Origin of the sequence: Hymenobacter sedentarius (assembly GCF_001507645.1) — a bacterium.
Lineage (GTDB): Bacteria > Bacteroidota > Bacteroidia > Cytophagales > Hymenobacteraceae > Hymenobacter > Hymenobacter sedentarius.
Genome location: NZ_CP013909.1, coordinates 1,643,460 through 1,655,392 on the forward strand (window position 1 = coordinate 1,643,460; position 11,933 = coordinate 1,655,392).

6 protein-coding genes are annotated in these 11,933 nt (G+C 62.5%); all 6 read right to left on the reverse strand.

Annotation, left to right across the window (positions count from 1 at the left end):
* Positions 1-16: 16 nt before the first annotated feature.
* On the reverse strand, positions 17-826 hold the full coding sequence (locus AUC43_RS06790; RefSeq protein ID WP_068191290.1) for a PKD domain-containing protein: 810 nt from the start codon (positions 824-826) through the stop codon (positions 17-19).
* An 81-nt stretch (positions 827-907) separates the two neighbouring features.
* Entirely contained in the window at positions 908-2,401 is a 1,494-nt protein-coding gene (locus tag AUC43_RS06795; RefSeq protein WP_068191293.1) for a RagB/SusD family nutrient uptake outer membrane protein, read from the reverse strand.
* Between the two features lie 27 nt (positions 2,402-2,428).
* Entirely contained in the window at positions 2,429-5,578 is a 3,150-nt protein-coding gene (locus AUC43_RS06800) for a SusC/RagA family TonB-linked outer membrane protein (protein WP_068191295.1), read from the reverse strand.
* Positions 5,579-6,615: 1,037 nt separating this feature from the next.
* The gene (locus AUC43_RS06805) at positions 6,616-8,661 is read right to left on the reverse strand and encodes a 7TM diverse intracellular signaling domain-containing protein (RefSeq protein WP_082684956.1); all 2,046 of its coding nucleotides are present in this window, start codon (positions 8,659-8,661) and stop codon (positions 6,616-6,618) included.
* Between the two features lie 73 nt (positions 8,662-8,734).
* Entirely contained in the window at positions 8,735-11,308 is a 2,574-nt protein-coding gene (locus AUC43_RS06810) for a DUF5686 and carboxypeptidase-like regulatory domain-containing protein (RefSeq protein WP_068191299.1), read from the reverse strand.
* A 188-nt stretch (positions 11,309-11,496) separates the two neighbouring features.
* Positions 11,497-11,847 (reverse strand): hypothetical protein, encoded by a 351-nt coding sequence (locus tag AUC43_RS06815; protein ID WP_068191301.1) that lies wholly within the window; start codon positions 11,845-11,847, stop codon positions 11,497-11,499.
* Positions 11,848-11,933: the final 86 nt, after the last annotated feature.

Genomic DNA, 11,933 nt, shown 5'->3' on the forward strand with positions numbered 1-11,933 from the left:
TGAAGGGGCCGATGGGCTATTTGGCTACCAGCTTCATGTCGAACACCACGCCGGCGGCCGTGCTGCCGGCCCGCAGCACCATGTTCGTGTTCGTGATGGAAAGGATGCGGTACGTAAAGCCCGGCGCATCCGTCACGCCGATGAATGGCGACGGGGTGGCGCTGGCCAGCGTGAGTTGGGCTAAGCCTGCGCCCGTAGCGTTGCCAAACGTGAAGGAAGTAGTCACGTTGCGCGGGGTATCGCAGCCACCGCCGGCTACAAAGGTCTGGCCCTTGGCGTCGTAGGTGAAGGAATTGGTGGCGCTGAAAGTGTATTCGTCATCGGCCTGGCAGGCGGGCAGGGCGCCCGCGCTGGGGTTGCCGCCGTAGTAGCTGGTGGGGTCGGCATCGGAGGGGCCCACGGTGATAGGGGCAACCACGGTATTATCAAGCTTCCAGGTTTTGGAGCTGCCGCCGGTGAGGAGCTGGTTCACGATGGCCGACACCGAGGGCAGCACCAAGTCTTTGGTGGTCGATACGCTGGTGCCGCCACGGTAAGCCGTAATGAGCTTGGTTTTGAGGGTGCCGCCGCTGCTGTACACGTGGGTGGCGGTTTTGCCGGAGCCCACGGTACCATCGCCGAAGTCCCACTGGTAGAGGAAGCCATCGGTGTTGGTGGCCGTGAACGTGGCCGTGGTGGTGAGGCCGGTCGTGACCTTGGTCACGGTGAAGTCGGAGGCGGGCACGGCGCCCTCCAGGCTATAGTTGTCGACGTCCTTTTTGCAGGAAGCCAACATGAGCGGAGCCATCAAAAGGCCGAGGGCTGCGGCACGTACTATGTTTTTCATGGAATTGAGTCGGGAATGAGTGGGGAGCAAAACGGCCCGCCCGCAGGCCCTAACGGGCCGGGCAACGGGCGAGCCGGAGGCTTAGTAGCCCGGGTTTTGCTTCAGGTTGGGGTTAACGTCGAGCTCGGTTTGGGGCAGGGGCAGCACCACGTTGTTGGGCTTCACGCCTTTGGCTAGCAGCTGGGGCGAGGTCAGTAGCTCACCCGTGCGCTTCATGTCGAACCACCGGTCGTTTTCGAACGCCAGCTCGTACTTGCGCTCCCGCCACACGGCCGTTTTAAACGCGGATGCGCTGATTCCGGCCGCAATGTCGTGCGCGGCCGAAGGCGTGGCGAGGGGCAGGCCAAAGGAGCGGCGGCGCACAATGTTGAGGGCGTCGAGGCCGGCCGGCGTGGGCCCGCTGGCTTCGGCCAGAATCAGGTACATCTCGGCCAGGCGCAACACCTTGATGTTGAGGCCGGAGTCCCACACGCGGGTATCGGTTTTGCCAATAAACCACTTCTTGCAGCCGTAGCCGCTGGGCGAGCCGGGCAGCGAGGCCGGCTGCTTGCGGCCGTCGGGGTACACGTCGCCGGGCTTCCAGATGGTCACGTCGCGGCGCTGGTCGCCGGTCTCGTAGCCAGCCACGAAGTCGTTTTCGGGAATGTTGAAGCCGTAGCCGCCCTGGGGCACGATGCCCTGGCCGCGGGGGCCAAAGAACTCATTGCCCACAAAGCCCAGGCCGTCGAAGGTGTATTCGTTGCGGCCCGACACGTACTGCACTTCAAACAGGCTTTCCTTGCCGTTATCGTTGGCAATCTTAAAGATGTCGCCGTAGTTGGGATACAGGCTGTACTGGCCCGAGTTGATGACCTCACTGGCGCGTTGGGCGGCGCCGCTCATGTTGCCCTGCGTGAGGTACACCTTGGCCAGCAGGCCGGCGGCGGCCCACTTGGTGGCCCGCCCGATGTCGTCGCCGCTGTAGGTGGCCGGCAGCTTGGTGATGGCGTCGGTCAGGTCGTTTACAATCTGGGTGTAAACCTGGGCCGCGGGGGTGCGCGCAATGTTCACCTCGGCCGGCGTAAGGGGCGGTACCGTGAGCAGCGGCACGTCGCCGTACACCCGCACCAGGTCGAAGTAGTACTTGGCCCGCAGAAACTCGGCCTCGCCCAGGCACCGGTTCTTGATGGCCGGGTTGATGTTGGTGATAAGCGGCACCTTCTGCAGCACAATGTTGGCCCGCCCGATGCCGATGTAGCTGCCGCCCCACAAGCGGTTGATGATGGGGTTGGTGCTCGGGATGTTGAAGTTGTCGAGCTGCTGTTGCTCGATGCCGTCGCCGCCGCCGCCGCCGCCGGTGTAGGAAATGTCGGAGCCGATGTCGCCGATGCCCCACAGGGCGTAGTTGTACTGACCGCCTTTGGCGAGTTCGCTGTAGGCCGCCGTTACGGCCTGAATGGCGTCTTGCTCGCTCTTGTAGAAGTTGGCGTCGGTAATCTGGTCGTTGGGCGTTTCTTCGAGGAACTTCTTGCCGCAGCCGCTGAGCAGGCTCAGGCCCAGCAGGGCGCCACAGGCGCATTTATGAAGGATAGTCATCGTCTGAAATGAAGGAAAGGGGGAGGATTAAAACCCGATGTTGAGGCCAGCCAACAGCACGCGCGACTGCGGATATACGCCGCGGTCGACGCCGCTGGGGCTTACCTCCGGGTCGAAACCGGTGTATTTGGTGAAAGTGGCCAGGTTCTGGGCACTCACGTACACCCGAATCTGCTGGGCGCCCATGCGGCTCATCAGGGCAGTGGGCAGGGTGTAGCCCAGGGTCAGGTTCTTGATACGCATATAGGAGCCGTCTTCCATGTAGTAGGTGCTCACGCGCAGGTTGTTGTTGGGGTCGCCGGCAATGGCGCGCGGCACCTCGTTGCTGGTGCCCGGGCCGGTCCAGCGGGCCAGCACGCGGGTGCCGCCGCTGGCATTGCCGTAAAGCGGGGCTTCTTCGAGGTAGCGGTTCAGGTTGTACACCTTGTTGCCCTGCACACCCTGCAAAAACACACTCAAATCGAAGCCCATAAAGCTCACGGTGTTGGTCAGGCCGTAGGTGAACTTGGGGTTGGGGCTGCCGATGAAGGTGCGGTCCTTGGCGTCAATCTTGCCGTCGCCGTTCAGGTCCTTGAAGCGGATGTCGCCAGGGCCGGTGGCCTTGGTGGGGTCGGCATTCACGGTTTGCGTGGCGTGGTTTTTCACGTCCTCGAGCGTCTGGAACAAGCCGTCGGCCACGTAGCCGTAGAAGGAGCCAAACGCATAGCCCGGCTCGTAGCGCACGATGTTGCCGCTCAGCGAGCCATGGCCGTTGTAGGGCAGGCCCGCGCCGAGGGATTCCAGCTTGGTGGTGTAGGTCGAGAAATTGAGGGTGGTGTTCCAGTTGAAGCCGCGGGCCGCGTTGCGGAAGTTGTGCGACGTCACCGAGAGGTCGAGACCGCGGTTGTAAGCCGAAGCGGCGTTGCGGTTTACGCTCTCGTAGGTGCCCGACACCAGCGACACCGGCACGGAGGCAATCAGGTTGGGCGAGTTGCGGTTGTAGATGTCAACGGTGGCCTCCACCCGGTTGTCGAACAGGCCCAGGTCCAGGCCGAGGTTGGTTTGGTTGTTGGTTTCCCAGCGCAGCTCGCCGTTGGACTGCCGCGTGGGCGCCGCCCCGTTGAAGATGGTGCCGTTGGGCCCGAACGGGTAGGTAATCTGCGAGTTAATGGAGTAGAGGTAGGCGAAGCGGCCGGCGTTGTTGGGGTTGCCCACTTTGCCGTAGCCCGCGCGCAGCTTCAGGTTGCTCACCACGCGGTTGTCCTTCATGAAGTTCTCCTCCGAAATGCGCCAGCCCGCCGAAATGCCGGGGAAGAAGCCAAACTGCGAGCCGGGCTGAAAGGCACTCGACCCGTCGTAGCGGGCAATGGCCGAGAGCAGGTACTTGCCGGCAAACTCGTAGTTGGCGCGGGCAAAATAGCTGGCCAGGTGCGAAGGCACCCCGAGGTAGCCAAAGTTTCCGAGCTGTGGGTTGATGGGCCCGTTGTTGAGGTTCTGTAGGTCGTTGCTGAGGTAGCCGCTGCGCGAGGCGCCCAGCTCCTGGCTGTTGAATAATTGAGCCGACTGGCCCAACAGCAGCGTCACCTGGTGCTTTCCGGCGAAAAGGTGGTCGTAGGCGGCGGTGTTCTCAATCAGGTAGCTGTAATTGGTATTGGCCTGCGAGAAATCGCCCGCCGTGGAGTAGCGGGTGGTGTAGGTCTCGGTGCCTACCTGCAGCTCGGGTATTTTGGGGCCGAAGCTGTTGTTGTTCGTAAAGTTGAAATCGATGCCCACGTTGGTGCGGAAGCGCAGCCCCTTTACCGGCTCAAGCTCGGCAAAGAGTGTGGTGAGGGCCCGGTTGCGTACGTACTTGCGGTTGGCGTACAGGATGTTGGCCAGTGGGTTTTCCTCCACGAAGTTGTCTTGCTGCCCGCGCGGCTCGTAGTAGTAGCCGTCGGGGCGGTACACGGGCACAATCGGAATCATGCGAATGAGCTGCTGCACCGTGCCATACTCGCCGTTGTTGGTGGTCACCTGGCGGTCTTCCTGGTGGGTGAGCTGCAGGCTGTTACCGATTTTCAGGATTTTGTTGACCTGCACGTCTCCGTTAGCCCGCAGCGTAAACCGCTCGAAGTTGGAGCCAATGATGATGCCGTCCTGCTTGAAATAGCTGGCCGACACCGCGTAGCGGGCCTTGTCGCTGCCGCCGGTAGCGCCCAGCGAATAGTTCTGCATGGCGGCCGTGCGGAAGACCTGGTCTTCCCAGTTGGTGCCTTCGCCCAGCGCTTTGGGGTCGCGCAGGCGGTCCACCACGATGGGCTGGCCCGCCGCTATGCGGTTTTCGTTGTTGATAACGGCGTATTCTTCGGCGTTTAGCAAGCCAATTTTGCGCCAGGCCTGCTGCGTGCCCCGGTAGCCATCCACGTTGATGGTAGACCGGCCGGCCTTGCCGCGCTTGGTAGTAATGATAATCACACCGTTGGCGGCGCGCACGCCGTAGATGGCGGTGGCCGAGGCGTCCTTCAGGATGTCGATGCTCTCGATGTCGTTGGGACTGATTACGTTGAGCTGGTCCTCGCCCGAGTCGGGCAGCGGAAAGCCGTCCACCACAAACAGCGGGTGGTTGTTGCCCGCCGACGTGATGCCCCGGATGAGGATGGACGTACCGGCCGCCCCGCCGGGGGCGCCTCCGTTGGAGGTGATGGTGACGCCCGAGGCTTTGCCTTGCAGGGCTTGGGCGGCATCTGCTACGGGCAGAGCGGCAATCTCGGCACCGGCCACCGATGCCACCGAGCCCGTCACGCTACCGCGCTGCTGGGTGCCGTAGCCGACCACCACTACTTCGTTCAGTTTCTGGGTGTCTTCCTTGAGGGAGATGTTGACGGCCCCGCCGTTGGCCGCCGATACCAGCGCCGTTTGGGTGGTGAAGCCGACAAAGCTGAACACCAGCGTGCTGCCCTCGGGTGCGGTCAGGCTAAAAGCACCGTCGGAATTGGTGCTCGTGCCGAGGCTGGTGCCGCGCACCAGCACCGTGACACCGGGCAGGCCAGCCCCATCGGGACCGCTTACGCGGCCCGACACGGGCACATCGGCCGCCGGCCGCACGTGGGCAACCGGTGCCGCGCCGACCGGCGCAGCGGCTGCCCACGTGGGCAGCGCACAAGCCAGTAGAACTGCGGTGCAGCGTACCGGCGCAAAAAGGTAAAAGTTTCGCTTCATGGTGGGAGTTGTGAGAGTGATAAGCGAATGGTGGAAGTTTGAAAATCAGAGTAAAAGGCTGGGGTACGGCCGGCCGCTGGCGGCGCGTAGCTTCAGCAGTAGCGGCCCTGGGCGGCGTAGCCCAGCCGCAAGTGCAGTGCCGGAGCGCTTACCTAATGGTACCCATACTTATGCTGTGGGGGAATCCAATTGGGCTAACTAAGTAGCCGGGGGCAATGCACTGCCAGTGCCCATCTAAAGTAGAGTGGGTATGTAAGCTTATCGGACAGGCTGCCACCGGATGGCTGATAGACTCTACCCGTTTAGGTGAACCGTAAATATGAAAATTCCGGACCGTCGCCACAGCTTGAACTGCACCTTGTGCCGCTAGCTGTTGGCTTGCCGTAGAATTTGTACCCAGGAAATTGAGCTGATTCGACTCCCCATTTTTTCTCTTCCGTGAGTTTTGCACTACCCCCAGCTGCTTGCGCGGGCTACTAGAAAGAGCCAGTAGGGCGGCCGGCGCTACGGCGGCGCGGTAGGTGGCGGCAGTGGCGAGCGTAGTGGTCCATTGGGCTGTTGCTATAGGACCTCGCGCAAAACGCGTCTTATGCTGCCAGGTCAAGCCTTCGCCCGCTACCACAGCCGTGCGGAAAGGAACCGAAGAGAAGCTTGTGAATACGGTGGGAAATACTCGCATTGGGCAGGTGGGAATGCCCAAATGTAGAGGAGTGTGTTTGGCAAATGCAACTAAGAAAATGCCCTGGCATAGCTGATTTGGCCTTTTTTCAGCGTTGTACGCTTGCGGGTTATACGCTTGCTGCACACGCAAAATCTCGTCTTTATGCCTAATTCAGGCAATGGTGGCCTTGTGGGGATTTTCGGGCTTTGGCTAAAAAACAATGAAAAAAAATGCCTCTCAACAAAAAAACATGGCGACAATCATCAACAAATGATCGAACCCTCTAAAAAACCAATAGAATGCTCGCCAAGGCCAATTGACCAAGCAAGACAGTCTCCCAAACGTTTCCGGAAACTGCGGACTCAAAAAGTGCCGGTTATTCCTGCCCGGTTTCAGCAAATTCTACTTCGGCGGTCGCATCCAGGAGCACGTGGGTCCAGGGCTCGTTGTCTTCGTAATCGGGCGCGAGGCGCCGGCGCTGCAGGGCGGCCAGCACCTTCTGGGCAAATGCCCAGCTGGTGGCTTGGCGCAATTCCAGCACCCGCGCCAGCTCGGAGGGCGAGTAGCTGCCTTTGTGGGCGTGCAGCAGGAACACGGCGTACAGCGCTTTCACAATGGAGAATTTGCATTTCTGCAATAACGTGCCGGCCGTGGCCGACTCTACGTAGCGGCACCGGGTGCAGCGGCGAGCATGGGGCTCGCGGGCTTCGCAGCTCTTCTCGTGGCCGCATTTGCGGCAGCGGTACCCGCCGTTGGCCCACTTCAGGTCGGCGAGGTAGCGCAGGCAGGCGCCTTTGTCGGGGTAAATCTGGCTGAATTCGCCAAAGTCCACTTCCCGCGCTTCGATGCGCGCGGCCTTCTCGGCGTGGAGGTCGCGGCTGAGGTCGCCGTTGAGCTTTTCGATGGCCGCCGACTGCAGCGCCAGCAACCCGTTGGCTTCGAGCAGCTCCCGGTTTTGGGTAGCCACGGTTTCGTTTTGGTGGCGCAGCTCCGCCGTGCGTAGCGCCACCAGCGACTCCAGTTCGGAGTTGAGCTGGTCCTTCAACTCCTGGTTTTCGCGCATCTGCTCCACCAGCCGGTCCTGGGCCTGGTGCTTCTTGCGGAGCTGCTTCAGCAGTCGGTGCTGGGTTAGAAGGGTGGTATCCATCATGCCCTTGATTTTCTCGCCCAAGGCGTAGCTCAACGTCACGACTTCCAGCACAAACGCCACGTACAGGCTGTAGACGGTGTAGGCATTGTTGTAAAAATCGATGCCCAGCTTGCGCATGATGAGAAACGTGAGGCTGGTGGCCACCAGGCCCTGGCCCAGCAGCAGGTAGCGGGCCGGCTGCAGGCCGCTTCGGTAAGCCCGCCAGCCAACGTAGTACAGTAGGCCGTACGGCAGCAGGTACAGCCAGAAGCTAAGCCCGGAGTGCACCACGGCGGCATCGAGCACCAGCAGGGCCGCACTCCCGCCCACGACCCAGTGCCCGAGCCGGTGCAACGCCGGCAGGCGCGAGGCAGTATCCAGGAAGCCGCTGGCGTAGGTGGCAAAGGTGAGCAGTAGCAGTACCGGCGCCGCGGCGCCAATAAAGTGGTTCAGCCCGGGCTCGCCGGGCCACAGGTACTGAAAGCCCAGCCCATCTTCCGACAGGAAGAGCAGCGCGCCGCTCAGCACGTAGAGCACGTAGTAGAGGTAGGTCTTCTCCTTGAGAAATAGGAAGAGAATGAGGTTGTACAGCACCATGATAAACAGGATGCCGTAGAAGCCGCCCAGCAGCCAGTACTGCACCGACAGCTCCGGAATGAGCCCCGCGCTGCTGTGGAGCATGGCCCGGAAGCTGGTGCGCGTGTCGGAGCGCAGGCGCAGGTAGTACGTGGCGGTTTGCCCAGGCCGCGGGGGCAGGTCAAAGAGGAAGTTTTTGTAGGGATGGGGGCGGGTGGCAAAGGGCAGGCTGGCCCCCGTGGCCACGCTGTCGTAGGCCAGGGCCTGGCCTGGTTGGGCTGGGCCGGGCTTGGGGCGGAAAAAAACGGCCCCGCCAATGTGGGAGTCGTAGAGCTCCAGGTACCAGGCCGCGGTTTCGGCGGGTGCGTGACGCACCGTGAGGCGCAGCCAGTAGGTGCTACTGGGGTGCTGGCTGTTGGGCGGGTGCCCCGAGCCCCGCAACGCCTGAAACCGGCGGCTCCAGGCCGGCGCCTGTAAGTCGGCGATGGTGAGCCGGCCGGTGGGGTCTTCCAGCATGCTGTAGTAGTTCTCGTCCAGGTAGAACTCGTTCAGGGCCTGGTTGATGACCAGTGTGTCTTCGGGGGTGGCGGCGGCGCTGCGACGCGCACCCAGCAAGCTGAGAAGCACCAAGCTCGTGCCCAGCAGTAGCCGCTGTAGTTGGCTCCCAATCCCACCGTTCCGACGCAGGAGCCAGCCCTGATTGCGTGAATGTTGCATACGGCAGGCAAAGTACAAAAAGCCCACCGGCTTTGGACCGGTGGGCTTTGGCGCCAGCAAAACCAGGCGCGGCCTACAGCCGGAACTGGGCACTTACCTTGATGCCAAAATTCTGGTGCTCGGGGGTGTTGGGCGTGTTGCGGGCCGGCTCCTCCCGGTAGGTGACGCGGTGCAAGAAGTCGACCCGGATGAATTTGAAAATGTTCTCGACGCCATAGCCCACTTCCACATAGGGCAGCTTGTCCAGAGTGGGAATGGGCATCAGCTCGTGGCCCGCGCGGTCTTTGCGGGGCTGCACGGTGTTGGCGGCCGACAGGCTGCCGTAGAGCAGATTGGCCGTGCCCACCAGGCGCCAGTTCAGGGCTCGGATGCCGGGGATGCTGTTGAGGAACAAGCCTTCGAAGTGCTGGTCGAACCGCACCGACACGGACCGGTCGGTCACGAACTCGAAGTAGTTCATCAGGTTGAAGGCGTTGGCGTTGTAGAAGGGCGTCTGGTTGCCCAGCGGCGTTTTGAGGATGAGGTAGGGCACCGCATCGGGGATGTAGCTGCCTTCCACGCGGTAGTTCAGGCGGCCCAGGTGGCCCATCGACACGCTTTGCGTCACGAGCAGGTTAAACTTCTGGTAGCGCCGCGGCGAGCTGTCCTCCAGCAGGTTGCGGAAACCCAGCGTGTAGCGAAACGTGAGCACGGGCAGGCGCCGGAGCCCCACGGCGCGGCGGCGGTTTTCGCTCTGCACCAGGTTCTCGTCGGGTGCAAAGCGCGATTCCAGCACCAGCTCCGACAGCGTGAGGTTGCGGGCGATGGGGGCCGTGGGGCCGTGGTCGCCGGTGGAGTAGTAGGCAAAGTCGTGCAGCGGAGTGATGTCCTGGTGGCGCACCGTCAGGGTTTCGGTGAAGCCGTGGAAGAGGTCGCGCTGGGCGGTCACGGCGTACAGGTTGCGCAGAATGGGGCGGCCCTGAATGAAGCGCCCCCAGCGCGAGGCCGCCGCAAACAGGTTGTTGTCGGACTGAAAGTCGTTGTCGAGCAGGGCCACCTGCTCCACGTCGTGGCGGTACTCGGCCCCAAGCACGGTCCAGTGGCGGCGCTCGGCAATAAAGCTGGTTTTCAGGCCATACTTCAGCCGGTCATCCATCGTGCCGTAGGCCACGTAGCCCTGGGTGAGCCAGTCGCGGCTGATGTCGGGCGTGGTGCGGAAGCCGAAGCGCAGCCGGCTGCCCTCGTAGTCGTTGTGGGCGTAGCTGGTGAGAATGGGCCCCAAGTCCCAGCGGCCCACACGCTTGTAGCCGTTCACAAACAAGTCAATCCAGTCGAGCACGTTGCGCACCGAGGGCAGTTCCTTGGCCGAGTCGAGCACGGCAAACGACTGGCGCTCCGACAGGCTCAGCGTGTCGGGCCGGTGCTGGTCGAAGTAGCCGCTGCCCGCGGGCTGGCCGGCCAGCAGGCTGCTGGTGGCGTCCTTGTCGGCGGGCTCCATCAACGACGACACGATGGGCTGGTCGTAGAAGCCGGGCTCGGTGTGCTCTTGGTTGCGCACGAAGTTGCTGCTCACCGTGGTGAAGCGCACCAGCATGGCCGCCTGCTTCTCGTAGGGGCGCACGCTCAGCACCAGCTTGGTTCGAATCGGCAGGCCCGGGCCGTCGCCGGGCGAGGTGAGCTCCTGCGAAATGCGCAAGTCGCTCACGAAGTTGATGTTGGCGTCGGGGCTGGCCACCAGCTCGGCGCGGCGCAGGGCGTAGCCCTCGGCCGTAATCCAGATGGTGCCCTTGAAGGCCAAATCGTGGGCCCGCTTCGGCGTGACGGCGATTTTGTAGCACCAGTCCTTGCCCACAAACACGGAGTCCTGCAGCTCGTACTCGTAGGTCAGGCGGCCGCCTTCGGCAATGGGCGAAATGAAGTCCTTGCCCAGCACGTTCTGCCAGTTGGGGTAGAAGTCAAAGTTCTGGAAGTTGGAGCCCAGCATTTGCGAGAGCACCGAGCCCTCGCGCGGGCCCACGCCCCGCATCTGCTTGTGCAGCAAGTCTTCGCGCCGCCGCACGGGCGAGTACTTCTGGTACACGCGGGAGCCTACCTCGGAGGCAAAAATGGGCAGCGGTGCATCGGCGTCAGCGGCGGCGGCCGCGCCCTGGCGCACGGCCAGGGCCCGAATGTCTTTGATAACCCGGCGCTTGGCCATCTTGGCCGGCAGCTCAATCAGGCTGGTTTCAATGCGGTTGTACGAATCGTATTCGGCAGCCTGCAGGGCGTTGCGCTCGTTTTCGTGCTTGTGCTTCTGCACTTCGCGCAGGATGCGGAAGGCCGGGTTCTCGGGCTGCCGCGACGTGACCACCACCTCGGCGAGGGCCACGCCCCCGGTTTTCATCCGAAACAGTACGGTTTGCACCGGCTCGCTGCTGAGCTTGCGCCGCTGGGTGGCAAAGCCCATGGCCGAGGCCGCAATGGAATCGGGCGTGCCCATCACCGCCAGCTTGAATTTGCCGTCGGCGTCGGCGGTGGCACCGGTGCTGGTTTTTGGAATAAATATGGAAGCGAACGGCACTGGCTCACCGTTGGAGGCCTCCACCACTTGTCCGCTAATTACTAAACGCTGGGCCGCGGCTGGCAATACGCACAGGCACACCAGGAGCAGCGGAGCAAAAAATCTCATAGAAAGCAGTAAGTAGCCAAATGCGAAAACCGATAGTAGCCCCGCAATTTACGCAAAGGCCGCTTGGGTCCCAACTAGTTCAAAGCCTTAAATCAGTTTTTTAGACGAAGTAGCAAACCCGCCATGCAGAAGGCCGTCGCAGCCGGGTTAAGGGCGTTTTGCAGCTCAGAAATAAGGAAATAGACGGATTAGACAATTAGGCTGTTCCCAAGCGGTGCCGCCTGGCCGTCCGGGCTGTTATCGGGTTGGTGCCGCCCCGGGAGGAGCCAGATTTCGGTGCCGGGCGGCAGCGCCGGGCCCTCCGGGCCGAGGTCAAGGAGGAGTCCACGCTCCGTGGTTTCTCCCCGCGTAATTTCTTCCACGGTGCCGGTGCCCGCCAGGCGCGCGCCCGCGGGCAGCACGGCTTCCACGGCCAGGGCCGTGTGCAGCGGGTGGGCCGCCAGGTGCGGGGTGGCGGCGTCGGGCAGCGCCAGCAGGCCCAGCCCCGGCAGCGACCAGGTGGCGGCTACCCGCAGCAGAAGGAAGTTGGGAGCCAGCATACTTCCTGATTAGAAGGTTTCGGAGTGAGTGTACGGCTGGGCAGTAGCGCGGACTTTTAGTCCGCGAGTGAGTAGACCTAACGGCC